Consider the following 23,959-nt stretch of genomic DNA (forward strand, 5'->3'; position numbering starts at 1 on the left):
GGTTATTTCGAAAAAATGCAAGTATTACCCCATCAAATTTTTCAGAAAGACTATTCTGAGTTTCTTCAAGGATTAGATAAAAAATCGGTTGATCTAATACTTACTGATCCTCCGTACACTATAAGCAGAAAAACTGGTTTTTCAAGCGTTAAAAAAGGGGTGAAAAGGTTTTCTGTAAATATGGAGTTTGGTGATTGGGATGTAGAACAGATTGATTTAGATCAACTATCAAAAGATATGTATGGAGTGCTACGAGATGGTGGTACAGCTATAGTTTGGTATGACCTTTGGAAAATTTCTCATTTGTCAGAGGCAATGATCAAAGCCGGGTTTAAAATGATTAGAATGGTTATCTGGGAAAAGACAAATCCTGTTCCTCTAAATATGAAAAGTACCTATTTATCAAATTGTCGTGAAGTTGCCGTAATGGGAGTCAAAAAAGGTAAACCTACTTTTCACGGTTCATATGATAATGGTATATATAGTTATCCTATACCAAGGCATAAGGGAAAAAGATTACATCCTACTCAAAAGCCATTAGATCTCTTTAGAGAAATTGTTAAAAAACATAGCAATCCCGGTGACTTGGTTGTTGACCCTTTTTTAGGAAGTGGAACTACCGCCATTGCTGCGCTAGAAACCGGTAGACAATTCCAGGGCTGTGACATAAGTGAACAGTACGCTAATATTTCTAAAGAAAGAGTACTGGAATTTATAGAGACCAGTGAAAGGTAATATTCAAGAAAGTACTTTTATCTCAGCACCCAATACAAATCTCTAAGTCCTGATTTGGGAGTTCCTTTTCAAAAAATCGCGTTAAAATCAAATTTGATCGCCTTACTTTTAATTTTTTTGAGTTCTTAAATTCTACCAAGAAATTTCCGGATTCGTATACGTCTAAAACTGCTATCTTCTTAGCTCGATTTTTGAAAGCATGAGATTGGTATTTCCAAAAGGTATCTTCAGATTTAATAACCACACCATTCTCAATCTTTCGAAGAGAAACAGAGAAGTCATTAACTTTTACACCCCAACCTCCTAAAACTTTAACGCTATATATCCCGACAGATAAATAGATTTTTTGATTTACACTATGGATATTGATTGGAGATTTCATTTAGTTTACAAGAATTAAGGTTACAAAATAAGGTTGATCCTCCCCTAATCTCCTTAATCACGAAGGTTTCAAAAGGACCTTGTAAGATTTTTAATTTTATTATTCATCGCGCAATTGTTTAACCTATGTTTAACCCACAGTCAATTATAAACAACCAAAAAACAAAATCAAATTTGATTTTAAACAAAACAACCTTCTGTAAATCAGAAGGTTGTTTACTCTTGTACTCAAGGTGGGAATCGAACCCACACTCCCGAAGGAACTGGATTTTGAATCCAGCGCGTCTACCAATTCCGCCACTTGAGCATTCCTAATTGAATTGGACGGCAAAATTAAAAAAATATTTATTCCAAACCACTAAATAAGTAATAAAATAAGAGTCAGAGTTGAAATAAATTTTTAAATTTGCACCTTGTTTTCAGAAAAGAAGTTTTAACTCATTACAAAACAATAGTTTACCTATGCCAACCGCTATAACAGAAGCAAAATTTTTCGCCTGTAGTCAAAGTACCGAACTAGCAGAAAAAATGGTGACTGCCTATGGTGCCGAATTAGGTAATATTATTACATCAACATATAGTGATGGAGAGTTTCAACCTTCTTTTGAAGAATCTGTAAGAGGATCAAGAGTATTTATTATAGGATCAACGCATCCTAACTCTGATCATCTGATGGAAATGTTATTGATGCTGGATGCTGCAAAGAGAGCTTCAGCACGACATATTACAGCCGTATTACCTTATTATGGATGGGCACGTCAGGATAGAAAAGACAAACCAAGAGTTCCTATTGCAGCAAAGCTGATTGCTAAAATGTTAGAAACTGCGGGTGCAACAAGGATCATTACAATGGATCTTCATGCGGATCAAATCCAAGGATTCTTTGAGAAACCGGTAGATCATTTATTTGCATCTACCATTTTTCTACCTTACTTGCAATCATTAAATCTCGATGATCTTACGATTGCGTCACCGGATATGGGTGGTTCTAAAAGAGCCTATGCATATTCCAAAGCATTAAGTAGTGATGTAGTAATATGTTATAAGCAACGCGCCAAAGCCAATGTGATATCTCATATGGAATTAATCGGTGATGTAACAGGTAAAAATGTGGTATTAGTAGATGATATGGTAGATACCGCAGGAACATTAACCAAAGCAGCCGATCTAATGATGGAAAGAGGAGCAAAAAGTGTACGTGCTATCTGTACACACCCTATTCTTTCCGGCAATGCTTATGAAAAATTAGAAAACTCAAAACTAGAAGAATTGATCGTAACTGATTCTATTCCGTTGCGACAAGAAAGTAATAAAATTAGAGTGATAACTTGTGCAGATTTATTTGCAGATGTAATGCACAGGGTGCATCACAACGAGTCTATCAGTTCTAAATTTATAATGTAAATTAATAATTAATAAATTTTAAAATGAAATCATTAACAATCAATGCATCTCAAAGAGAAAGCGTAGGCAAGAAAGCGACAAAAGCCTTACGTAATGCTGGACAGGTACCTTGTGTAATATACGGTGGAGACACTGTTGTACACTTTGCTGCGCCAGAAATTGCGTTCAAAAATTTAGTGTACACTCCAGACGTTCATACCGTGGTAATAGCGTTGGATAATGGTACAAAAATAAATGCTATCCTACAGGATATCCAATTTCACCCTGTAACTGATAGAATCTTACACATCGATTTTATTGAAATCTTTGATGATAAACCGATCACTATTTCACTTCCTTTCAAAACGACAGGAAACTCTAAAGGTGTTCGTAACGGTGGTGTATTACGTTTCAATCTTAGACGTATTACAGTAAAAGGACTTGCTTCTAAATTACCAGACCTAATCGAAGGAGATATTACCAACCTTAAAATAGGAAACAAATTATATGTTACAGATGTAGCAAGTGATGATTTCACTATCCTGCACCCTGATAATACTGTAATTTGTATGGTGAAAACTTCTCGTGTTGCTATTGCAGATGACGAGGATGAAGAAGAAGAAACTGAAGGAGGAGAAACTCCAGCAGCAGAAGCTCCAGCAGCAGAAGCATAGTTTCTTATTAACTAGAGAATATTATAAAAGCACTTTGAACCATATTCAGAGTGCTTTTTTTATTTTTACAAAAAATATTTAGGCGTGTCCTCCGTTACACTACGGCCGGGCTATCCGCTGTATCTTTTTTATGATTACCCTTCAACAAGTCTATGCCGATAAGCAGACTCAGGGCAGCATAAAAAAGGATGCCGCTGCTATCCCTCACGCAAAAAGAAATCATATGTTTTCTATAATTAGAACATTATTTTCAAAAAAAAGAACAGTAGTCGAAACTCAAGAAGAGCTCATGAAAAAATTTCTTGTCGCAGGTTTAGGGAATATAGGCCCTAAATATCATAACACCCGACATAACATAGGCTTCAGAGTGTTGGATGCTTTAGCAAAAGAAGAAAACCTTACTTTCGAAACTCAAAAATTAGGAGATCTCACCACTTATAAGTTCAAAGGAAGGACAATTATTTTACTGAAACCCAACACCTATATGAACCTTAGTGGAAAAGCAGTTCGATATTGGCTAGAAAAAGAAAAAGTTCCTATAGAAAATCTTTTGGTAGTCACCGATGATATCAATCTTCCTTTCGGAACTATTAGACTTAAAGCAAAAGGCAGTGCTGGAGGCCATAATGGATTAAAAGATATCGAAGCTCAACTCAACACTTCTAAATATTGCAGGTTTAGGTTTGGTGTAGGATCAGAATTTAGTAAAGGCAGGCAAGTAGATTATGTATTAGGAGAATGGAGCGAGGAAGAAGAAACCACAATGCCAGAAAGGTTAGAAAAAGGCATTGCACTCATCAAATCTTTTGCAACTGCCGGGTTATCAAACACCATGAATACCTTTAACGGAAAATAAATACCAAAATTCATCGTATTTCCTTAATTTTATATTTAATAAAGAAGCTGGCAAAAATTGATTCGCAAACAAACATTTTAATACACTAATGTATTATAGTAATAGCTTTATTATTTTACCAAAATCAGACTTATTGAAATGAGATATATCATTCAAATTAATATTTATTATAGTGTTCAATAACGAATTCCATCTGACAACTGAAAACAAATAAGAACAAACAGATGAAACGTTACACTGACGCAAAAACATACGACAACCAAACACCTTCTGTAGTTACCATTGGTACATTTGATGGAGTGCATATTGGTCATAAAAAAATCATTGAGCGTCTTGTAGAAAGCGCTCATAATAATGGTTTAGAATCTGTAATACTCACCTTCTTTCCACACCCAAGAATGGTTTTACAACAAGATTCTAATATTAAACTGATCAATACCATTGATGAACGAATTCAGATTCTGGAAAAAACAGGGTTAGACAATTTAGTCATTCACCCATTCACTAAAGAATTCTCTCGTCTTACTGCAGGAGAATACGTGCAGCAGATGTTAGTGGATTGCTTAGATGTAAGACACGTAATCATTGGATATGATCATAGATTTGGGCGTAATCGTAATTCTAACATCACTGATTTGGCTTCTTATGGTATCCAGAATGACTTTACAGTAGAAGAAATTTCTAAACAAGATATTGATGATGTTGCTGTAAGCTCCACCAAGATCCGAGAAGCTTTGCTGAATGGAGACATCACTAGGGCCAATAAATATCTCGGATATAATTTTATGCTTACAGGAAGAGTGGTAAAAGGAAAAGAGCTAGGCCGTAAACTCAATTACCCTACTGCTAATCTACATATCGCAGAAAACTATAAACTAATCCCAAAAAACGGAGTTTATATTATTAAATCTTGTATAGACAGTAAAACTTATTATGGGATGATGAATATTGGCAACAATCCTACTGTTAATGGTACTCATCAAACCATTGAAGCACATTTTTTTGACGCATCATTTAATCTGTACGAAAAAAAGATACAAATCGAAATGCTAAAACGTATACGTGATGAAAAAAAGTTTGACTCCATAGAGCATTTACAGGATGCCATGCAACAAGATGAAGACTTCTCTCGTGATTATATAAACTCATTAGTATGATCAATCGGTGGTTGTTCACACAAATAGATAATAGTGCTCTGATTATCTTCAGAGTTTTTTTTGGTTTTCTTATTGCCGCCGAAGCTTTTGGAGCCATTTTTACCGGATGGATCAAAAGAACATTAATAGAACCCGAATTTACATTTAACTTTATTGGGTTAGACTTTTTGCAACCATTGCCTGGCAACGGAATGTATTTTTACTTTGCGGTAATGGGAGTTTTTGGACTTCTGGTAATGATTGGTTATAAATATCGCTGGAGCATCATTGCCTACACAATCATGTGGGCAGGAGTATATTTTATGCAAAAATCTTCTTACAACAACCACTACTATCTACTATTTCTATTACTTATTATGATGAGTGTTTTGCCTGCTGGTAACTACTTTTCTATAGACGTAAAACGAAAACCTTCACTCAAAAAAATAGCGATGCCCAGATGGTGTGTTCTACTAATCATAGCTCAACTATGGATCGTATACACTTATGCGTCTGTGGCCAAGCTATATCCTGATTGGTTAGATTATACAGTAGCAAAAAATTTAATGTTAGGAAAAATTAATTACCCTATCGTAGGACAATTGTTACAACATCATTGGTCACATATAAGCATTACATATTTCGGAATTTTGTTTGACCTACTAATTGTTCCATTACTATTATGGAGAAAAACTAGGTTCACAGCTTTTTGTATGAGTATCTTCTTTCATCTATTTAATTCTATAGTATTCCAGATTGGTATATTTCCATATATGTCTCTCGCATTTACAGTTTTCTTCTTCTCCAGAGAAAGAATGCATCAGGTCTTTATGAAGAAAAAAGAATTCTACAGTGATAATGAAATAATTGTTCCTTCTTATAAAAAACCATTGCTTATTTTAGCATCCATTTGGTTTGTTATACAGATAGCCTTACCTCTGCGCCATTGGGTGATTCCAGGAGATGTGCTTTGGACAGAAGAAGGGCATAGGATGAGTTGGAGGATGATGCTTAGAGGTCGTTCTGGTATGACAAATTTTTATATCCTTGATAAAAATGATCCAAATGCCAAAAAGAAGTACGTAAACAAAAACGACTACTTATCTAAAAAACAATTACGTACGGTTTCTACTAAACCGGATGCTATGTGGCAATTTGCACAGCGTCTTAAAAAAGAATACGATACCAAAGGGAAAGATGTGGCTGTATATGTAAAAAGTAAAGTTTCTGTTAATGGTAAAAAGCATAGAGATTTTATTGATCCTAAAGTTGATCTTGCAAGCGTCCCCTGGAATTATTTTGCTACAAATCCATGGATCATTAAATATCCTGAAGTAAACGATTCAGAACAAAAAGAATAAAGGTTATTCTCGCAACCAAATATCCGGATCCAGGTGAAACATTTTTCTATTACCTTGGACAGCTTCACTATCTCGTAACCACCAATAAGGAAAAGGAGTCGTAATCGCATAATGAAGATGTGGTGGTTTACCTACAGCATTACCCGTAGTACCAACAGTGCCTAATTTGGTTCCTGTTTTGACTGGTTGCAATGGAAAAGCATCTACCTCATCGAGATGAGCATAGTAATGAAACCGCCATTTGGGACCAAGCACCATAACTGTCTTCCCTCCTTTGCCACCTTCATACGTATAGATAACAATACCGTAGGTAGATGAAATTACATCAGTGCCTTTTTCTTTAAAAATATCAATTCCTTTATGTGTGATCGAACTTCCCCAGGGATATGCCCAAAAAGAATGGTCATCCCAATCTTTGGTAGTTGCTCCTTTGACTGGGATAATCATTTTTTGAGGTATCAAAAACCCCAATCCGATAACTACGAGGGGCAGTAACGTATATTTTCGGGTGTTTCGGTTTCTGTATAGAAAACCTATCCATGTAAATAGAGAAACCAAAAATCGTCTGGTGGTAGCTGTGATCATATATTCAAATATACAACATAAGGCAACGTATATTTATGATCGTGATTGAGGTATAAAAAACAAGAGTTCTGTATCAGAACTCTTGTGTATTCTTGATTATTTTAGTATTCTACTTTAAAGAAGGCAATTCCCCATAAAACAAGGAACCGGACATCTCGGTGCATTGGCAGGGCTATTTCCTCCAGGACAATAATACCCACCAGATTTTCCGTTAATTTGCTTAAGCTGATCTCTGCTTAAGGCTTTACCAATGTTTAACAATGATTTTTTCATAATTAAGATGATTTAAAAAATTATAATTTTACAAAAGACACTAACTAACTTAGTTACGAATACCATCGTCAAATACGTAACAAAATGGCGTAGAACCATCAGGGCATTTTTCATTGCAAGGTACCTGTGCAATAACTTGTGGAGGGTTTGTTCCTTGAGCCAGGCAATACCCCAGAGGATAAACAAATGAGTTTCCTCCCGAAATTTGTTTTTGTTCTGATTTGCTAAGTGCGGTCCCTAAATTTAACAACGATTTTTTCATAAGTAATAATTTTAAAAAATGATTAAGTCCCTGAACATTTTATGACACTCAAGGTTTGTGTCAATTCCAATTACCCTTAATTTGATTTGTTATCCTTTGTATTCCCGTGTATTTATTCAAATCCTACAGGTCTACATGGTATTAATGCAAGAATCAAAAAACATAACAGGTGTTTTTTGATTTTTTTCAAACTCTTTTTTAATTAGTTTTGTGCTTTTTGAAACAATTGGTAGTAAAATTTGTTTGTAATCAATAGATCAACGACAGCTACATTGTTTTAAAGAAATCACCCCTTATATGAATAAAAACAAGCTAGAAAAGATTATTGAACAGGCAATACAAGGAAATGAATTGCCCTTTGATCGTTTTCTTAAAGATCTTTTTGAGCAGCTAAAACCTAAACTTCTATCTCTGACACAGTCGCGGCAAGAAGCTGAAGATATTTTTATTGCTGCAATGCAGAAGTTTTGGGAACGATTTGTAATTCGTCAGGAAAAAATACCTGAAAATAGTATGGGCTATATTTTTGTAATGTGTAAAAACAACTGGCTTATTTCAAAACGTCATCCCTGGAATTCTATCGTATTAAAGGAGGTACTATCTGAAGATCATAAATTGAATGATCAACATAATTTGAACGCTGATGATCCTATGGAGAATCTGGAAGTAGAGTGGTTACAAAAAAGGGCTTTATCTCAAGCATTAGATACTTTATCAGAGAAATGTAAAACATTAATGCAATCAGAAATGGATCCCAATACAAAATTAAAAGACTTGCAACGGCAATTGGGGTTTCAGAATTACCAGGCTTTGGTACAGGCAAAATACAATTGTAAAAAAAGGCTTATTAAAAAGGTGTATGAAATATTTGATCAATTAATGAGCCCTAAACAACGTTAACATGGAAGAGATACAGGATAAAGACATATTGCTTATTACCCGGTATTTTGACCTGGAACTTTCCGAAAAGGAAATGAAAGCATTCGATCAAAGGTTTCAAGAAGATATGGAATTTGCCAACAAAGTAAATAGGTATCAAAAAAGCGTAAATCTTGTTGATAACACCTATCCCAATTCGAATCAAGAGCAACGTGATGAAAAATGGAAACAATTGATTTCTGAAGATTCAGTTTCTACGAATACAACTACCTGGAAATGGATTGCCGGCATCGCTGCCACTGTTTTGATACTTATTTCCTCCTGGTATTTTATCTTTCCTTTACAAGAAAATAACCTTAACGAGCTTGCTCAACAAGCTTGGGGTAAAAAAGCTGGTTTTAGTGATTACCAGATAAGGAACACTTCAGAATCAAATCCAAAACAAGTAGTAATTAGTGCGTTTAAATCTTACGAACAAAAAGATTATTCGTCTACTATTGAAGCATTAGAAAATTATAATCCTTCTTTATTATACTATGAAGATGCATTGTTGATACGAGCTCTCGCTATTCACAAAATGAGTAATTCTAAAAAAGCATTGCAGCTACTAGATTCTTTGGAAAACTATCCTACCCGAAAATTATCAAAAGAAGCTCGTTGGTACAAAGGATTAATTTATTTGGATCTCAACGATCTTGAATCCGCTAAAAAATATCTTGAAATCCCAAATAATAACAAATCAGCAATCCAATTAAAGCAATCAACGAACTGATTTTCTTTTGAAGTATAGAAATATTCCTAGTCCTATACACGCAATTAGCATATATAATATCCAACTCATATCTAAGGATTTTTCAAACTCTATAGCTGTGTAATCTCCTATAAGGTAAAAGGCACCCCAATAAAACGGATCTTGGGTAAACACATCAGCTGTCTCCAAGTATTTTAGTTTAGCTTTTTGCAGTGCTTCAGCTTTGTTCATCCCCTTATTTAGGTTGCCGTAAAAGTTTTGCATCACCTCTGGAGTGGTCTTATCTGATACTTCCCAACCGGTTAGTAACAAACTTTTGGTTCCTGCATATTGAAAAGCAGTACCTAAACTTAGAACCCCTTCACCTTTAGCAATTTTACCCATACCCGTATTACAAGCGCTAAGCACAGCCAATTCTGCAGGGATATTGAGTGCGTACAATTCGTGACTGTATAGAATATTATCCTCAATAGAGTCTTTGGTTTTGGTAAAGTAAATTCTTGAATTTTCGGGATTTTGATGATCTACTTCTCCATGTAGCGCCAGGTGCAAAACATTATAGTTTGCAAGGTTGTTTTTAAAATTTTGTTCAATTGCCTGTGACCCAAAAAAGTAACGACCTTTAACAATGGATGCTATTTTTTTGATTTCTCTTCTGGTTCCGGGTAAATCTTCATGAGCATTTCTTAATACCTCAAAATTCATTTGGTCGCCAACAGCCAAAGAATCTTCATTTGCAAAAGAAAATGCCAAACATTCTTTGCGAACCTCTGATCCCATTGGTCTTTTCTTATCTGCACCATTGAATAAAAGGCCTGCCGAATTTGCATAACTAACTGCAAAGTCTTTGATCAAATAGGGCAACTTACTAGTATCCTCTGTTTTTGGATCTGAGGTCAATAAAAGATCAAAATTAAGATGCCATAAGGATTCATCAGGAACTATAATAAGGTTATTGCCAACAAAATCATCTTTTATAGGTTCAATTAGTGTTTTATAAAGTTCAAATCCCAAATTTTTGAAATCTCTGGTGTTTTTTAATAAAATACTTTCTCTAAAACTTGCAACTTCTTCACTCAATCTATTAACCAACAATTTTTTCAAAGAAATTTTATTCTTTGTAATTACAAAAGCATATAATACATCATCCGACTGAAAATATTCAACAAAAGTGGTACTTACAGATAGGTTATCCTGAATCTTACTTACAGCTAATGGTTGATTCTCAAACTTTAACTGGTAATACTTTGGATATTTTTCTTCTAATATTTTAATCAAAGAATCCTGTCTTCTGGATATCAACAAAACTTCTGCTTCCAAAGATTTTCTGTTACCACTATCTTTGTTGTTGATTAAATTAGATTTTGCTCCCGACAGTTCCTTTCTTAATTCTTTTTCTAATTCTAAAAGTTCATCTGGCAATCCTGAGTAAACTTTTGCTTTTTCATCATTTAATAATTCTTTCAGGATATTAGACTTACTGTTTTCAGCTATATAAAAAGCAGCTTCAACGCACTGTTGATTTAGATCATTTTTACACTTTAGCATTTTAGTAGTAATGGCACCGCTGTATACTTTTTTTGAGTCTTTGGCAAACGTCACTTTATCCTCGGTGCTGTAAGACCTCCTTAGCACTTCAATTAACCTCTTCGCCTTATCGTATGTTTTAATACTTTCATCAAGTATTTTAACATCCTTTGCCTCAAGATATTTCTTTTGCAGCGCATATGCTTTTCTTTCTAACGATGTTAATAGTTTTGTAGGAGACAGGCAGTCATCGAATTCTGATTGTGTTAAAACCGACTCATTCAGATTTTGATTATTCGATTCTATGGCCTTTTCTGAATATTTAAGAGACTCTTCATAGCTATTTTGTTTTAAAAATAAATCGGAAAGTAAATTATAAGAAGAAACAATATTTGCGTTCCTGTTTCCAAAAATTTTTATATGAATCTCCAAAGATTTATTTAAAAATTCATAGGACAAGTCATAGGCTCCAACATCTCTATATAATTTGCCTAATGAGGCATAAACTTCAGCAGTCCTAACATGATTTATCCCTACATTTTTGAGACATATATCCAGTGCTTTTTTAATATAATAGATCCCCTTTTCGCCTCCATGTATTTGTCCCATCATATTATATGGAAAAAACAAATCTCTATAACCTTCCCCATACGTTTTAACTCCAATTTCAATAGTTTTCTCTATGTAATACAATGCCTTCTCTTTTTCTCCCAATTGAAAATAAACAATACCTACATTATGATTTAATCTTGCTTGATCGGGATGATCTTCTCCTAAATTATGGATACTTATCTGAAGTGCTCTCTTATAATAGTTAAGACATTTATTAAACGCTTTTTTATAGTAATATATGATTCCTATTTTATTATACATTTTCACAAAATAGAAATCGTTTTGATCTAATGTTTTATTGGCAATTTCAAAAGCATTTTCAAAATACTTGAGGGACTCATCATAGTTACCAACTTCGTACAGAATCTTTCCGATATTTTCATAAACATCTGCCACCTTGATATGTTCATTTCCTAGATGTTCTTTCCTTATATTTAAAGCCTTATTATAATTATCCAAAGACTTTTCGTATTCTCCTTTAACTCCGTAAACGGATCCTAAATTAAAATAAGAATTAGAGAACTCTAGATCATTTTCCTTCAGGATACTAGTTTTGATATCTAATGCCTTTTTATAGTATCCTATAACTTCTTGTAAATCTTTCCCATTTAACCTGTGACTAATACCAATATTGTCTAATGCCTTAGCTTCTTGTAGGTTTTTAGGTCTAAGTCTTTGTCTACTAATTTCCAATGCCTTATTTGCTGTTTGCAATGCCTTTGATAATTGAACATTACTCCATTGAGCTTCAGAAATTTTATTGTAGCAATTTGCTACTTTTTCCCATTCGTTGCTATCCTTATAAACGGTCAGAGCCTTCTGAAAGTTTATTACAGAATTAGCAAATTTATTATGAAGTAATAAAGAATCTCCTTTTTTGTATAGTGCAGATGCTTTTGTAGTACCCACAGCAGTTTGTGAGTATAAAAACCCTGAAAACAGAAAAGCTAATGTAAGGAAAACTCCTTTTTTTGAGATGTTGTGTGAAGACATGTATTGATTATTTAAGGGCGATAAAAGTAGTTAAAATCTTAAACCTAAAACTTATTATGAATATTATTTGATAGTTACTTTCTAAACATATTGGTTCAATAATTATCCGCTAACTCCAAAGAGTTGTTCAGGTTCTTTCATGAATTAAAATTTCTCATATAAATCAAGTTATTTAAACAACTCTTTTCTTTAAATTTGCTGCTTTATTGCGATAGGGATAGTAGCGGTTACCCCACAGATTTTGAAACCTGAGATTTTACACTGAGCTTGTCGAAGTGTTCTCGAGGGTTGAATAATCGAGGAGTAAAAGCAGATAGCCCGGTCATCGCCCAAAAACACAATCATGTTAGTAGTACAGAACATTATAGCAAATAAAGAAGCGTATATCAAAGCATTGGCCAAACGTAACTTTGATGCGGCACCGGTTTTAGATCAGATCATTACTCTTGACGAAACACGTAGAGCTACACAAGCACAACTGGATAATACGTTGGCGGACTCTAATAAATTCTCTAAAGAAATAGGGATGCTATTTAAAAATGGAGAACAGCAAAAAGCAAACTTGCTCAAAGAAAAAACTGCGCAACTTAAAGAAGCTTCTAAAGAACTGTCTACCAAACTAACAGAGATACAACAAGAACTTGCCGAATTGCTGTATACTGTACCTAATATCCCACACGATTCTGTGCCTGATGGGCAAAGTGATGAAGATAATGAAGAAACCTTTCGTGAAGGTGATGTTCCTAAACTAGAAGATGGTGCTTTACCACATTGGGAATTAGCCAAAAAGTATGATATCATAGATTTCGAGCTCGGTGTTAAGATTACAGGAGCGGGTTTCCCTGTGTATAAGGGTAAAGGTGCCAGGTTGCAGCGTGCATTGATCAGCTACTTTTTGGATAAAAACACTGCAGCTGGATATAAAGAATATCAAGTTCCACATTTAGTAAATGAAGCTTCGGGCTTTGGTACGGGTCAGTTACCTGATAAAGAAGGACAAATGTATCACGTAACTGGAGATGACCTGTATTTAATCCCTACAGCGGAGGTTCCGGTGACTAATATGTTTAGAGATGAACTGCTGAACGAAAAAGACCTTCCTATTACTTGTACAGGGTATACTCCATGTTTTAGAAGAGAAGCTGGTTCTTATGGAGCTCACGTACGTGGTTTAAATCGTTTACACCAATTTGATAAAGTAGAAATTGTACGTATCGAAAAACAAGAAAACTCCTATCAAGCACTGGATGGTATGGTGGACCATGTAAAAGATATTCTTAGAGAATTAAAACTACCATATCGTATTTTACGCCTTTGCGGTGGTGATATCGGGTTTACTTCTGCCCTGACCTATGATTTTGAAGTATTTTCCACTGCTCAGGATCGTTGGTTAGAAATCAGTTCTGTATCTAATTTCGAATCTTTTCAGGCTAATCGTTTGAAGCTTCGCTATAAAGCTGCAGATGGCAAAAAGAAACTTGCGCATACCCTAAATGGTAGCTCTTTAGCCTTACCACGCGTACTAGCAGGAATTTTGGAAAATTACCAAACCCCTAAAGGAATTAAAATCCCTGATGTTTTGGTTCCTTATTGTGGATTTGAATGGATTGATTAAGCCCAAAAGCCATAAGAGTCTATTTGATCTGATTTAAAAGGTTTAGGTCTGTTGTTGTATTTAAAAATTTGTGATTTTATTACAAAGACATTCGTTCTTTGAGTTTTAGCTTCTTTGTAACTTTGTTACTTTAAAGCTATATTTACAAAAAACTTGCAGAATGCGCTTTGTCATTTTATTCATAATATTACTTTTTGCTATACCTATGTTCGGGCAATCAGAACAATTAGCAAAGAACTACATGCAGCAAGGACAATATGAAAAAGCGCAAGCTGTTTACAAAAAATTATATAAAAAGAATCCGAATCGTCTTAACTATATCCTGGGCCTAGTAGAATCACATCAACAACTAGAGGAATTTGATAAAGCTGAGAAAGTTCTCCAACAACGTATAGAGAGAACTCCTAACAATGCACAACTTTTGGTTGAACTAGGTCATCATTATGAGTTACAAGGCAAAACCGATCAATCTCGAACTTATTATGATAAGGCTATAGAGACTTATAATAATAATGATATCAATCAGGCGTATTCATTAGCGCAGACTTTTGAAAAGTATAATCTTCTGGACGAAGCAGCTACTATATACGAAAAAGGAATGGTCAACAATCCCGGTTCCAATTTTAATGTTCAATTAGCAAAAATTTATGGTGAACAGGGTAAACTAGAGAAAATGTTTCAGAGCTATTTAGCTTTGATTCAGCTACAACCTAATTATATTAATATTGTTCAGCGTAATTTTAGCCAATACATTACGGATGACCCGACAAATGAAGCTAATACCATTTTCCGGAAATTATTGATCAAAAAGTCACAACAGAATCCTGACATCTTTTATAACGAAATGTTAAGTTGGCTTTTTATTCAGCAAAAGGAATTCAAAAAAGCTTTTGTACAGGAAAAAGCAATTTACAAACGAAAAAATGAAGGATTACAAGGAATTATTGACCTTGCCAGGATAGCTATTGCTGCAAAAGATATTAAATCTGCCACAGAAATACTAAATTACATACTAGACAATCCTGCATCTGATGACATAAAACTTACAGCACATAAGATCATTCTTAAGGCCAAAGTAGATAATGGAAATAAAAAAGAATACAAAGCCATTAATGAACAGTATAATACTGTCTTTGAAACCTATGGAAGGTCTCGAGAGACAATAGGATTACAAGTTGATTATGCACATTTTTTAGCTTTTAATCAGGATAGAAAACAAGAGGCTATTAATTTTTTAAAATCACTAATCAAAACTGAACGCCTTTCTAGATTTCAATCTTCTCGAGTAAAAATGAAGATTGCAGATATTTTAGTACTGGATCAGAAATTTAATCAAGCATTGATTTATTATACACAAGTTCAAAATGTGTTAAAAAATAATTTCCTTGCTCAGGATGCACGATTCAAGGTTGCTAAAACCAGTTATTATAAAGGTGATTTTGCGTGGGCACAAACACAGTTGGATGTATTAAAATCTTCTACTTCTCAACTAATTGCTAACGATGCCATGGAACTTAGTTTGATTATTATCGATAACTCCCTTGAAGATTCTACACAAACGGCATTAAAGATATTTGCCAGAGCAGATTTATTGGCATTCCAGAATAAAAACGAAGAAGCGATTACAGAATACCAAAAGATATTAGATAATCACAGAGGTGAAAAAATAGAGGATGAAGCTTTTTTACGACAAGCCAAACTTTATGAAAAAGAAAAACAATTCGAAAAAGCAAAAGTTAATTACCTTAAAATCATAGAATTTTATGGCTATGATATCTTAGCAGACGATGCCTATTATTGGTTGGCGGAATTATATGTTAATGAACTCGGAGAACCTGAAAAAGCCAAAGAACTCTACGAAAAAATCATTTTTAATCACGCCGATAGTATTTATTTTGTGGATGCCCGAAAGAAATACCGAACACTCCGGGGAGATGCTATTAACTAACCTTTTAGAAGTGTATTAGTTTGTAGTTTAGATCTCAGCTTCTTTGTACCTTTGCCTACTTCTAATATAGAATTTCATTTATTAAAAATGTACATATACAACGTAACTATTAATATTGAGGAAACCGTTCATAACGAATGGTTAGATTGGATGAAGACTGAGCATATTCCTGAAATGTTGGCTACTGGAAAATTTAGTAAAGCACTAATGACTAAGGTTCTTGTCGAAGAAGAAATGGGTGGTATCACCTACTCCATCCAATATACTACAAGTAGTAAAGAAGTACTTCAGCAATATTATGATGAAGATGCCGAGCGTTTACGAGCAGAGACCAATCGTTTTGCTGGTAAGTTTGTTGCTTTCAGAACTGAACTGGAAATCGTAAGCGAACACTAATGAAGACCTACAAACCAACATTACTGTATTTTATCAAAATCTTTGGATTGATTGTTTTTGTGTTATTTTCAATATTCATAATAAGCTTATTTTTTGATATTATTGCCTACTTCTTAAAAAGTTCTTGGTATGAATTAGCAGTAATAATATTGGTTAATATTTTGTTTCTCGTTGGGTCTTATTTCACAATTATTTCAAATAATCCTATAATCAAATTCCGAGATACTTATGTGATTATTGGTAATCAGGATATAAAATATGCTGAAATAGAAGATTTTTTTTCGTCTAAAGGCGGATCTGAGCCTTATATAATGACTTCAGGAGGAAGTAGAATAGACTTGCAACTTTCGTGGTTTAGAAAAAAAGATCGTATCGAAATCGAAAATACGCTTAAAGAAAAGATAACAGCTTTAAAAAAACCGTCGTAATATGTTTTCCAAATCCAAGAAGAGTCACAAAAAAGATGCTCCTCAGAGAGAAAGACATGAAAAAACTGCGGTAAAGGCAAAAAAACATCTTGGACAACATTTCCTAAAAGATGAGAACATTGCCAAAAAGATTGGAGACACTCTTACACTCCGAGGATATCAGAATGTAATCGAGATTGGTCCAGGAATGGGAGTATTGACCAAATACATCCTACAAAAAGATATTCATGTTACAGCTATGGATCTGGATACAGAATCTATTGAATATCTTAACACCAGTTTTCCGCTAGAATACTCAGAAGCGATAAGAAAAAGTAAATCTTTTCAGGTTTTGGAGGCTGATTTCTTAAAATTTGACTTATCAACTTTATTTCCTGGAGAACAATTTGCCATTACAGGCAACTTTCCATATAATATTTCTTCACAGATTGTTTTTAAAACCATAGAAAACCGAGATAGAATTCCTGAGTTCACAGGAATGTTTCAGAAAGAGGTAGCACAACGTATCTGTGAAAAAGAAGGAAGTAAAACTTATGGAATTCTTTCGGTGCTAACTCAGGTATTTTATGATGCGGAATATTTATTTACCGTGCCTCCCGGAGTTTTCAATCCACCGCCAAAAGTAGATAGTGGTGTTTTGAGATTAACACGAAAAGAAAACAACACACTTCCTTGTGATGTAAAACTATTTTTTAAAGTAGTCAAAACAGCTTTCGGACAACGCAGAAAGACACTTCGAAACAGCCTGAAGGTTTTTCAACTTTCTGATGAAATCAGAGCATTAGAAATCCTATCCAAACGCCCTGAACAACTATCCGTAAATCAATTTATCGAGTTGGCTTCGATAATAGAAAAATCTTCAACTTAACTTCTTTAACATTACCATAAAACCCAATTAAATTGTTTGGTTATCTTTGTGAGCGTTTCTCGGGACTATTAAAAGATCACTATGCAATTTCAGGTTTCAAAAGAACTTATAAAACAAGTAAAACACCTCATCAAAACTGAAGGTGATAAAAGCTTGCACGATATGCTTAGTGAAATTCACTTTGCTGATGTTGCTGAGATTCTTAGTGAACTCAACCTAACTGATGCGACATATCTAGTTAAGTTACTAGATAGTGAAAAGACTTCTGAAGCCTTGATGGAGCTTGAAGAAGATTTTAGGGAACGTATTCTAGAGAATCTTTCTGCAAAAGAAATTGCAGAAGAGCTGGAAGAGATGGACACGGATGATGCCGCAGATGTCGTTGCAGAACTCCCTGATGAATTGGCAGAAGAGGTAATTGCGGAAATAGAAGATGAAAAGCACGCAGAGGATATTAAAGAACTGCTTTCATACGAAGAAGATACTGCAGGTGGATTAATGGCTAAGGAATTGGTTAAGGTAAAAGAAACCTGGACTATTGCTGGTTGCGTCCGCGAAATGAGAAGGCAAGCCAAAAATGTAACTCGCGTTCATTCTATTTATGTGGTCGATAAAGATGAAAAGCTAAAAGGTAGATTATCTCTAAAGGATTTACTTACAGCTCCCACCAAAGCAAAAATTAGCGATGTTTATATCCCAAAAGTAGATTATGTAAACGTTGATACTGAAGGTGAAGAAGTAGCTCGAATTATGCAAAAGTATGATTTGGAGGCTATTCCGGTTGTAGATGAAAATAATGTGTTAATGGGTCGTGTGACCATTGATGATATGGTTGACTTCATCAAAGATGAGGCTGAAAAAGATTATCAACTTGCGGCTGGTATTTCTCAGGATGTAGAAGCAGATGACAGTGTACTAGAATTAACTCGTGCCCGACTACCTTGGTTGATCTTAGGGTTATTTGGTGGGTTAGGTAGTGTTTTTATAATGGAAGGGTTCGAAGATGCACTCGCAAAATATAAGGAGTTATTTTTCTTTACACCACTCATCGCGGCGATGGCAGGTAATGTTGGTGTACAGTCTTCTGCTATTATTGTTCAAGGGCTTGCAAACGATAATGTAAAAGGTAGTTTATTAAGTAGGTTACTTAAAGAAGTAAGTCTTAGTCTCATTAGCGGTGTCACTTTAGGTGTTTTAGTGATTTTATTTGGATTCTTTGATGGTATGGATCTTTTATTCAGCTTTACCATAGCATTATCTATGCTTTGCGTTATTATTGTAGCTGCATTGATTGGAACCTTTGTTCCAATCATTTTAGATAAAAGAGGCATTGATCCTGCAATTGCCACAGGACCTTTTATTACGACAAGTAATGATATCTTCGGGATTTTTCTATTCTTCTATATTGCAAAGGTTATGTTAGGGTTTTAAGAAGAAAAGAAAACCACCATACAATTGGATATAGTGGTATTCTTAGTGTGAGTTCTTAGCAGTCATATACCTGTGGACAAGCAATATAATCACTACAATATTTAGGTCCTGTTACAGCTCCACTGCAATCACAACCACATAAGGAAAGGTCTACCCCTGCTTGCCCTTTGATTTTACTTTGACTTTCTCTAGAAAGTATAGTAACGCCTTCAATGTTTAAAAGATTAGTTTTCATATAATATATAATTTAAAGGTTAATGCATTAAATTTATACTAAATTATACTTGTAAAGAATGATTTTAACTTTTTTATAGCTTCAACTACCTTATTTTTAAACACTTAAACACCAATCTTATTTATGAAGCCTGAAGTATTCGAAGCTCAAATCACGGTAAAACCATCTGCCATTGACGATATGAATCATGTAAATAATGTGGTATATCTGCAATGGGTACAGGATATTGCAAAACAACATTGGGAGTATAAAACCGATCTGGAAATCAGAAATAAATATGTATGGGTGGTATTGAATCATTATCTGGAATATCATCATCCGGCTTTCGAAAGTGATAATATTACACTTAAGACCTGGATTGATCATCATAGTGGCGCAAAGAGTGAGCGTCACACCAAAATTATCAATACAACAACTCAAAAAGTATTGGCCTCTGCCAAAACAACCTGGTGTCTCCTGACTAAAGAAACGTTAAGACCTGCCCGCATCACAACTGAAATAAGTAACTTGTTCTTTTAAAACGAATTAACATGCAGGCAATTAATATTAAAGATAAGTTTGATAAATTCAATAAGCAATGGCATCCACATCGTATTGCTACCGTAGATGATAATATGGTATATCTGGCAAAACTAAGTGGAGACTTTGTATGGCATAAACACGATGAAGAAGATGAACTCTTTCAGGTAGTTAAAGGAACATTGATTATGAAATTCAGAGATAATACTGTAGAAGTTAATCCAGGAGAGCTTATTGTTGTTCCTAAAGGTGTTGAACATTGTCCATCTACCAAAAATGGGGAGGAAGTACATGTGTTGCTTTTTGAAAAACAAAGCACGAAACATACTGGTGAGCTTCAAACTGAACGAACTGTTTCTCAATATATTGATATTTAACAACGTATATACTAAGTGGTCTCTATGAAAATAAGAGAAGCCAGGTTGGACGATGAAGACTCCATTTGGGAAATCTTTAAAAGCGTTATAAAAACTGGAGATACCTACGTTTTTGATCCTAAAACCAAAAAAGAATCGCTTTCTAAACTTTGGTTTGCATCTTACATGCAGACCTATGTACTAGAAGAAAATGATAAGATATTAGGCACTTATATTATTAAACCTAATCAAATAGATTTAGGGTCCCATATTGCTAATTGTAGTTATATGGTACATCCTAATGCGCAAGGAAAAGGTGTTGGCAAAATGCTTTGTGAACATTCATTAGAGCTTGCCAAAAAAGTTGGGTATAAGGCAATACAATTTAATATAGTAGTGAGCACAAATACTCCTGCTATTCGACTATGGAAAAAGTACGGATTCGAAATTATAGGAACAATCCCTAAAGGATTTAAACATTCCTCCTTGGGATATGTAGATGCATACATAATGTTTAGAGAACTTTAAAACTTCATTACATGGCTTTAGATAGAAGAAATTTTATACGTAATACAAGTCTTTTACTTGGCTATAGTCTACTGCCCTATTCCAACTTATACGCTAATTCAGGTCAAAAGCAATTAGGAGTATGCCTGGTAGGTTTAGGATATTACAGTACAGATCTTTTGGCTCCAGCATTACAAAGAACCAAACACTGTCGATTAACTGGTATTGTAACAGGAAGCCCTTGGAAAATTCCTAAGTGGCAAAAACAGTATGGAATTCCTGATAAAAATGTTTACAATTATCAAAACATGAAAGACATCGCTAATAATCCTGAAATAGATATAATTTATATAGTATTACCTACAGGAATGCATTCTGAATATGCAATTAAAGCAGCAAATACTGGGAAACATGTGTGGTGTGAAAAGCCTATGGCCAGGACCGCTACCGAATGTCAAGCTATTATAGATGCGTGCAATAAAAATAAGGTAAAACTCTCCATTGGGTATCGTATGCAACACGAACCTAATACCCAAAAAATTATGAGTTGGGCAACTTCAAAACCTTATGGAAAGATCAAATCCGTTAAAGCAGAAGCTGGGTATTATGATTCCAGATCTGATCATTGGAAGCAAAAAAAATCCATGGGTGGCGGAGCCATGTACGATATGGGAGTCTACCCACTTAATGCTACAAGATATGTGACAGGAGAAGAACCTGTAGCCATTCTAAAAGCGACCCACACTAATAAAAGACCCAAAATATATACTGAAGTTGATGAAACCACAAGTTTTACTTTGGAATTTCCAAGTGGTGCTATAGCCAACTGTAAAACTAGTTTTGGAGGTGGAATGAATGAATTACTAGTAGATTGCGAAAAAGGCACATATGGGTTAAGTCCATTTCAAGCTTATGGTGGGATCAGAGGAAAAACTAGTGATGGAACACTGCTCAATCAAAGCATTCCTAATCAGCAAGCCCAGCAAATGGATAATGATGCATTAGCAATTATCAATAATACTTCTGTGATAGTTCCAGGTGAGGAAGGAATGAAGGATATCCGCATTGTAGAAGCAATTTATAAAGCCGCTAAAAGTGGTGCCCAAGTCTCCTTAATTTAGTTTAAGAATAGTTAAATTGCATATTATTTGTAAAAGCTTATGAAAGTCCTTCACTTAGACTCTAATCACCCTCTGCTTCTTGATCAATTAAACAATTTAGGTTTTATAAATGAAGAAGATTATATGGCTACCAAATCTGAAGTAGAACATAAAATTTCAGAGTATAACGGTATCATTATTAGAAGTCGTTTTGCAATTGACAAAACTTTTCTTGATAAAGCCAAAAACCTAAAATTTATTGGTCGTGTAGGTGCCGGATTAGAAAATATTGATGTTGAATATGCATCAAAAAAAGGTATAAAACTATTCAATGCTCCTGAAGGTAATCGTAATGCCGTTGGTGAACACGCACTAGGAATGATTCTTTCTCTTTTTAATAAACTGAATAAAGCTAATCAGAGTGTCAGGGATGGTAAATGGCTTCGCGAAGAACATCGTGGCTTAGAACTCGATTTAAAAACTGTCGGGATTATAGGTTATGGCAATATGGGACGAGCTTTTGCCAGAAAGTTAAGAGGTTTTGATGTCGAGGTAATCTGTTACGATATTCTGGATGATGTAGAAAATAGTGATGCCACACAAGTAATGTTAGATGAGTTATTCGACAAAACAGATGTTTTAAGTTTGCACACACCACAAACACCCAAAACTATCGGGATGATTAACACTAAATTCATCCATAGTTTTAAAAAACCTTTTTGGCTGATCAATACTGCTCGCGGTAAAAGTGTAGTAACCGAGGATTTAGTAAAAGCATTGCAGGAAGGAAAAATACTAGGTGCTGGATTGGACGTATTGGAATATGAAAAATCCTCTTTTGAGAATTTATTTTCTTCTAAAATACCAAAACCTTTACAAGAACTTCTACAAATGGATAATGTAATACTAAGCCCGCACGTAGCCGGTTGGACAATGGAGTCTAAAGAAAAATTGGCGCAAACTATTGTTGATAAAATTAAGGCTGAGTTTTGTTAAAGGAAGTATTTATAAATTTAGTTTCCAAGTACGCTAAAGATCCTGAGTATGCTAATATCCTTTGGGAGGATATTCTCAAAAAGCATAGTAAAAAAAGTAGGCACTATCATAACATAAACCATCTTGAACACTTATACTATCAATTAATTGCGATCAAAGACCAAGTCAAAGATTGGGATATGATTTTATTCGCTTTATTTTATCACGATTATATCTATAATGTATTAAAAGATGATAATGAAGTACAGAGTGCAAAAAAAGCTAAAGAAATTCTGAAAAGTTTATCTATTCCTGAAAGTAGAGTCGATCTATGTTCAACAATCATTCTGGCAACAAAAGGCCATCAAATTTCCGCAAACAATGATGTGAATTATTTTACGGATGCAGATCTTGCTATTTTAGGTAGTACTCAAAAAGATTACATAAGGTACTTCAAGAACGTGAGAAAGGAATATAAGTATTACCCGGACTTCATGTATACCAAAGGAAGAATTAAAGTTTTAAAACATTTTATAGACATGCCTCGCATCTTTAAAACACATCATTTCCACAATTTGTTCGAAAAACAAGCAAAGGAAAACCTTATGCAAGAATTGAATTTACTTTCCAATTAAATCTCAGTTTTATTACATTTATAGAGTGAAGAAAACCATATTCATTTTCGCAGCTTTAGTTATTGCTTTACTAGCACTTTTTCAACTTAGTAAATATAGTGTTATGACTGGCAATACTTCTATAGAAATTATAATTGCCATTATTGCAGTTATCTTCTTTATTATCGGAGTCATTATTAATAAAAGAGTACTACATCAACAAAAAACTCCTATTCAGGAAATCAATCATCAAAAAATTACTGAATTAGGATTAAGCAAACGTGAATATGAAGTATTATGCGAAATTGCTTCAGGGTTGTCCAATAAAGAAATAGCAGATAAACTTTTTGTTTCAGAAAGTACTATAAAAACCCATGTTTCCAATCTACTGGTAAAATTGGATGCCAAGCGAAGAACACAAGCCATACAAATTGCTAAAGAACTCCAAATCATCTCATTTTAAAGGGCTTTAGTACAAAAGTGCTAAACAATTCATACTTTAGTATGAGTGCTGTTACACCTAACAAATCTACTTTTGAACCAAACCTTTAAATGATAA

At 34.3% G+C, this 23,959-nt stretch carries 27 protein-coding genes and 1 tRNA gene; 21 read left to right on the plus strand and 7 right to left on the minus strand.

The genetic code is table 11. The annotated features are described in order from the left end of the window. Positions 1–15 precede the first annotated feature (15 nt). Positions 16–735 carry a site-specific DNA-methyltransferase gene (locus tag J8M14_RS02435; protein WP_211072752.1) on the plus strand — a complete coding sequence of 240 codons (720 nt, stop codon included), beginning with the start codon at positions 16–18 and terminating at the stop codon, positions 733–735. 22 nt (positions 736–757) lie between these two features. Here the strand turns inward: J8M14_RS02435 and J8M14_RS02440 are convergent, their stop codons facing one another. Both J8M14_RS02440 and J8M14_RS02445 read right to left on the minus strand, forming a co-directional pair. Further along, on the minus strand, positions 758–1,117 hold the full coding sequence (locus J8M14_RS02440; RefSeq protein ID WP_211072753.1) for a hypothetical protein: 360 nt from the start codon (positions 1,115–1,117) through the stop codon (positions 758–760). 224 nt (positions 1,118–1,341) lie between these two features. Further along, a tRNA-Leu gene (locus tag J8M14_RS02445) sits at positions 1,342–1,423 on the minus strand. 155 nt (positions 1,424–1,578) lie between these two features. Here J8M14_RS02445 and J8M14_RS02450 point away from each other — a divergent pair. The 5 genes from J8M14_RS02450 to J8M14_RS02470 all read left to right on the plus strand — a co-directional run bounded on the left by J8M14_RS02450 (position 1,579) and on the right by J8M14_RS02470 (position 6,526). Further along, positions 1,579–2,520 carry a ribose-phosphate pyrophosphokinase gene (locus J8M14_RS02450; protein ID WP_211072754.1) on the plus strand — a complete coding sequence of 314 codons (942 nt, stop codon included), beginning with the start codon at positions 1,579–1,581 and terminating at the stop codon, positions 2,518–2,520. Positions 2,521–2,543: 23 nt separating this feature from the next. Next, positions 2,544–3,173: a 50S ribosomal protein L25/general stress protein Ctc gene (locus J8M14_RS02455; RefSeq protein WP_211072755.1), complete on the plus strand. Its 630-nt coding sequence runs from the start codon at positions 2,544–2,546 to the stop codon at positions 3,171–3,173. 223 nt (positions 3,174–3,396) lie between these two features. After that, positions 3,397–4,029 carry an aminoacyl-tRNA hydrolase gene (pth, locus tag J8M14_RS02460; RefSeq protein ID WP_211072988.1) on the plus strand — a complete coding sequence of 211 codons (633 nt, stop codon included), beginning with the start codon at positions 3,397–3,399 and terminating at the stop codon, positions 4,027–4,029. A gap of 224 nt (positions 4,030–4,253) precedes the next feature. Further along, positions 4,254–5,186 carry a bifunctional riboflavin kinase/FAD synthetase gene (locus J8M14_RS02465; protein WP_211072756.1) on the plus strand — a complete coding sequence of 311 codons (933 nt, stop codon included), beginning with the start codon at positions 4,254–4,256 and terminating at the stop codon, positions 5,184–5,186. Beyond that, entirely contained in the window at positions 5,183–6,526 is a 1,344-nt protein-coding gene (locus J8M14_RS02470; protein WP_211072757.1) for an HTTM domain-containing protein, read from the plus strand. The genes J8M14_RS02465 and J8M14_RS02470 overlap by 4 nt, the downstream gene beginning before the upstream one ends. Before the next feature lie 3 nt (positions 6,527–6,529). On the opposite strand, the gene J8M14_RS02475 is transcribed toward J8M14_RS02470, so the two are convergent. The 3 genes from J8M14_RS02475 to J8M14_RS02485 form a co-directional block, all read right to left on the minus strand. Beyond that, positions 6,530–6,973, minus strand: a complete 444-nt coding sequence (locus J8M14_RS02475) for a M23 family metallopeptidase (protein ID WP_247672530.1) — start codon at positions 6,971–6,973, stop codon at positions 6,530–6,532. Positions 6,974–7,225: 252 nt separating this feature from the next. Then, positions 7,226–7,384 (minus strand): hypothetical protein, encoded by a 159-nt coding sequence (locus J8M14_RS02480; protein WP_211072759.1) that lies wholly within the window; start codon positions 7,382–7,384, stop codon positions 7,226–7,228. Positions 7,385–7,433: 49 nt separating this feature from the next. Continuing rightward, entirely contained in the window at positions 7,434–7,646 is a 213-nt protein-coding gene (locus tag J8M14_RS02485) for a hypothetical protein (RefSeq protein ID WP_211072760.1), read from the minus strand. A 297-nt stretch (positions 7,647–7,943) separates the two neighbouring features. Between J8M14_RS02485 and J8M14_RS02490 the strand changes: the two genes are divergently transcribed. Both J8M14_RS02490 and J8M14_RS02495 read left to right on the plus strand, forming a co-directional pair. After that, the gene (locus J8M14_RS02490) at positions 7,944–8,546 is read left to right on the plus strand and encodes a hypothetical protein (protein ID WP_211072761.1); all 603 of its coding nucleotides are present in this window, start codon (positions 7,944–7,946) and stop codon (positions 8,544–8,546) included. A gap of 1 nt (position 8,547) precedes the next feature. Then, complete coding sequence (locus J8M14_RS02495; RefSeq protein ID WP_211072762.1) at positions 8,548–9,297, plus strand: hypothetical protein; 750 nt, start codon at positions 8,548–8,550, stop codon at positions 9,295–9,297. On the opposite strand, the gene J8M14_RS02500 is transcribed toward J8M14_RS02495, so the two are convergent. Then, positions 9,286–12,408 (minus strand): CHAT domain-containing tetratricopeptide repeat protein, encoded by a 3,123-nt coding sequence (locus tag J8M14_RS02500; protein WP_211072763.1) that lies wholly within the window; start codon positions 12,406–12,408, stop codon positions 9,286–9,288. The two genes, J8M14_RS02495 and J8M14_RS02500, sit on opposite strands and share 12 nt — an antisense overlap. Positions 12,409–12,751: 343 nt before the next feature. Between J8M14_RS02500 and serS the strand changes: the two genes are divergently transcribed. From serS to mgtE, 6 genes are all read left to right on the plus strand, one after another. Then, positions 12,752–14,023 carry a serine--tRNA ligase gene (serS, locus tag J8M14_RS02505; RefSeq protein ID WP_211072764.1) on the plus strand — a complete coding sequence of 424 codons (1,272 nt, stop codon included), beginning with the start codon at positions 12,752–12,754 and terminating at the stop codon, positions 14,021–14,023. Positions 14,024–14,183: 160 nt separating this feature from the next. After that, on the plus strand, positions 14,184–15,971 hold the full coding sequence (locus J8M14_RS02510) for a tetratricopeptide repeat protein (RefSeq protein WP_211072765.1): 1,788 nt from the start codon (positions 14,184–14,186) through the stop codon (positions 15,969–15,971). Positions 15,972–16,058: 87 nt separating this feature from the next. Beyond that, positions 16,059–16,367: a DUF4286 family protein gene (locus J8M14_RS02515; protein WP_211072766.1), complete on the plus strand. Its 309-nt coding sequence runs from the start codon at positions 16,059–16,061 to the stop codon at positions 16,365–16,367. After that, positions 16,367–16,795, plus strand: a complete 429-nt coding sequence (locus tag J8M14_RS02520; RefSeq protein ID WP_211072767.1) for a hypothetical protein — start codon at positions 16,367–16,369, stop codon at positions 16,793–16,795. The genes J8M14_RS02515 and J8M14_RS02520 overlap by 1 nt, the downstream gene beginning before the upstream one ends. Position 16,796: 1 nt before the next feature. Next, a complete protein-coding gene (gene rsmA, locus J8M14_RS02525) occupies positions 16,797–17,663 on the plus strand; it encodes a 16S rRNA (adenine(1518)-N(6)/adenine(1519)-N(6))-dimethyltransferase RsmA (protein ID WP_211072768.1) in 867 nt (288 codons plus the stop codon). Between the two features lie 81 nt (positions 17,664–17,744). Then, positions 17,745–19,094: a magnesium transporter gene (gene mgtE, locus J8M14_RS02530; RefSeq protein ID WP_211072769.1), complete on the plus strand. Its 1,350-nt coding sequence runs from the start codon at positions 17,745–17,747 to the stop codon at positions 19,092–19,094. 55 nt (positions 19,095–19,149) lie between these two features. On the opposite strand, the gene J8M14_RS02535 is transcribed toward mgtE, so the two are convergent. Further along, positions 19,150–19,329 carry a hypothetical protein gene (locus tag J8M14_RS02535; protein WP_211072770.1) on the minus strand — a complete coding sequence of 60 codons (180 nt, stop codon included), beginning with the start codon at positions 19,327–19,329 and terminating at the stop codon, positions 19,150–19,152. A gap of 123 nt (positions 19,330–19,452) precedes the next feature. Between J8M14_RS02535 and J8M14_RS02540 the strand changes: the two genes are divergently transcribed. Genes J8M14_RS02540 through J8M14_RS23250 form a run of 7 tightly spaced genes read left to right on the plus strand, consistent with a single transcriptional unit; the run spans position 19,453 to position 23,863 of the window. Further along, positions 19,453–19,848 carry a thioesterase family protein gene (locus J8M14_RS02540; protein ID WP_211072771.1) on the plus strand — a complete coding sequence of 132 codons (396 nt, stop codon included), beginning with the start codon at positions 19,453–19,455 and terminating at the stop codon, positions 19,846–19,848. Between the two features lie 11 nt (positions 19,849–19,859). After that, positions 19,860–20,225, plus strand: a complete 366-nt coding sequence (locus J8M14_RS02545) for a cupin domain-containing protein (protein ID WP_211072772.1) — start codon at positions 19,860–19,862, stop codon at positions 20,223–20,225. 24 nt (positions 20,226–20,249) lie between these two features. Next, the gene (locus J8M14_RS02550) at positions 20,250–20,732 is read left to right on the plus strand and encodes a GNAT family N-acetyltransferase (protein ID WP_211072773.1); all 483 of its coding nucleotides are present in this window, start codon (positions 20,250–20,252) and stop codon (positions 20,730–20,732) included. Between the two features lie 11 nt (positions 20,733–20,743). Beyond that, positions 20,744–21,832 (plus strand): Gfo/Idh/MocA family oxidoreductase, encoded by a 1,089-nt coding sequence (locus J8M14_RS02555; RefSeq protein WP_211072774.1) that lies wholly within the window; start codon positions 20,744–20,746, stop codon positions 21,830–21,832. A gap of 39 nt (positions 21,833–21,871) precedes the next feature. Then, entirely contained in the window at positions 21,872–22,807 is a 936-nt protein-coding gene (locus J8M14_RS02560; protein WP_211072775.1) for a 2-hydroxyacid dehydrogenase, read from the plus strand. After that, a complete protein-coding gene (locus tag J8M14_RS02565) occupies positions 22,801–23,421 on the plus strand; it encodes a hypothetical protein (protein WP_211072776.1) in 621 nt (206 codons plus the stop codon). Before J8M14_RS02560 ends, J8M14_RS02565 begins: the two co-directional genes overlap by 7 nt. A gap of 25 nt (positions 23,422–23,446) precedes the next feature. Continuing rightward, positions 23,447–23,863: a response regulator transcription factor gene (locus J8M14_RS23250; protein WP_348772821.1), complete on the plus strand. Its 417-nt coding sequence runs from the start codon at positions 23,447–23,449 to the stop codon at positions 23,861–23,863. The last annotated feature ends 96 nt before the right edge of the window (positions 23,864–23,959 follow it).

The sequence above is a fragment of the Aquimarina sp. MMG016 genome (assembly GCF_018100805.1).
In the GTDB taxonomy this organism is placed as follows: Bacteria; Bacteroidota; Bacteroidia; order Flavobacteriales; family Flavobacteriaceae; genus Aquimarina.

Excerpts from the sequence above, each read along its gene's own strand:
- J8M14_RS02485 (WP_211072760.1), bottom strand. The coding sequence starts at position 7,646 with ATGAAAAAATCGTTGTTAAATTTAGGGACCGCACTTAGCAAATCAGAA.
- J8M14_RS02440 (WP_211072753.1), bottom strand. The coding sequence starts at position 1,117 with ATGAAATCTCCAATCAATATCCATAGTGTAAATCAAAAAATCTATTTA.
- J8M14_RS02470 (WP_211072757.1), top strand. The coding sequence starts at position 5,183 with ATGATCAATCGGTGGTTGTTCACACAAATAGATAATAGTGCTCTGATT.
- J8M14_RS02545 (WP_211072772.1), top strand. The coding sequence starts at position 19,860 with ATGCAGGCAATTAATATTAAAGATAAGTTTGATAAATTCAATAAGCAA.
- J8M14_RS02480 (WP_211072759.1), bottom strand. The coding sequence starts at position 7,384 with ATGAAAAAATCATTGTTAAACATTGGTAAAGCCTTAAGCAGAGATCAG.
- J8M14_RS02475 (WP_247672530.1), bottom strand. The coding sequence starts at position 6,973 with ATGATTATCCCAGTCAAAGGAGCAACTACCAAAGATTGGGATGACCAT.
- mgtE (WP_211072769.1), top strand. The coding sequence starts at position 17,745 with ATGCAATTTCAGGTTTCAAAAGAACTTATAAAACAAGTAAAACACCTC.
- J8M14_RS02450 (WP_211072754.1), top strand. The coding sequence starts at position 1,579 with ATGCCAACCGCTATAACAGAAGCAAAATTTTTCGCCTGTAGTCAAAGT.
- J8M14_RS02465 (WP_211072756.1), top strand. The coding sequence starts at position 4,254 with ATGAAACGTTACACTGACGCAAAAACATACGACAACCAAACACCTTCT.
- J8M14_RS02495 (WP_211072762.1), top strand. The coding sequence starts at position 8,548 with ATGGAAGAGATACAGGATAAAGACATATTGCTTATTACCCGGTATTTT.
- pth (WP_211072988.1), top strand. The coding sequence starts at position 3,397 with ATGTTTTCTATAATTAGAACATTATTTTCAAAAAAAAGAACAGTAGTC.
- J8M14_RS02510 (WP_211072765.1), top strand. The coding sequence starts at position 14,184 with ATGCGCTTTGTCATTTTATTCATAATATTACTTTTTGCTATACCTATG.
- J8M14_RS02490 (WP_211072761.1), top strand. The coding sequence starts at position 7,944 with ATGAATAAAAACAAGCTAGAAAAGATTATTGAACAGGCAATACAAGGA.
- J8M14_RS02500 (WP_211072763.1), bottom strand. The coding sequence starts at position 12,408 with ATGTCTTCACACAACATCTCAAAAAAAGGAGTTTTCCTTACATTAGCT.
- rsmA (WP_211072768.1), top strand. The coding sequence starts at position 16,797 with ATGTTTTCCAAATCCAAGAAGAGTCACAAAAAAGATGCTCCTCAGAGA.
- serS (WP_211072764.1), top strand. The coding sequence starts at position 12,752 with ATGTTAGTAGTACAGAACATTATAGCAAATAAAGAAGCGTATATCAAA.
- J8M14_RS02560 (WP_211072775.1), top strand. The coding sequence starts at position 21,872 with ATGAAAGTCCTTCACTTAGACTCTAATCACCCTCTGCTTCTTGATCAA.
- J8M14_RS02555 (WP_211072774.1), top strand. The coding sequence starts at position 20,744 with ATGGCTTTAGATAGAAGAAATTTTATACGTAATACAAGTCTTTTACTT.
- J8M14_RS02520 (WP_211072767.1), top strand. The coding sequence starts at position 16,367 with ATGAAGACCTACAAACCAACATTACTGTATTTTATCAAAATCTTTGGA.
- J8M14_RS02515 (WP_211072766.1), top strand. The coding sequence starts at position 16,059 with ATGTACATATACAACGTAACTATTAATATTGAGGAAACCGTTCATAAC.
- J8M14_RS02435 (WP_211072752.1), top strand. The coding sequence starts at position 16 with ATGCAAGTATTACCCCATCAAATTTTTCAGAAAGACTATTCTGAGTTT.
- J8M14_RS02550 (WP_211072773.1), top strand. The coding sequence starts at position 20,250 with ATGAAAATAAGAGAAGCCAGGTTGGACGATGAAGACTCCATTTGGGAA.
- J8M14_RS02540 (WP_211072771.1), top strand. The coding sequence starts at position 19,453 with ATGAAGCCTGAAGTATTCGAAGCTCAAATCACGGTAAAACCATCTGCC.
- J8M14_RS02455 (WP_211072755.1), top strand. The coding sequence starts at position 2,544 with ATGAAATCATTAACAATCAATGCATCTCAAAGAGAAAGCGTAGGCAAG.
- J8M14_RS02535 (WP_211072770.1), bottom strand. The coding sequence starts at position 19,329 with ATGAAAACTAATCTTTTAAACATTGAAGGCGTTACTATACTTTCTAGA.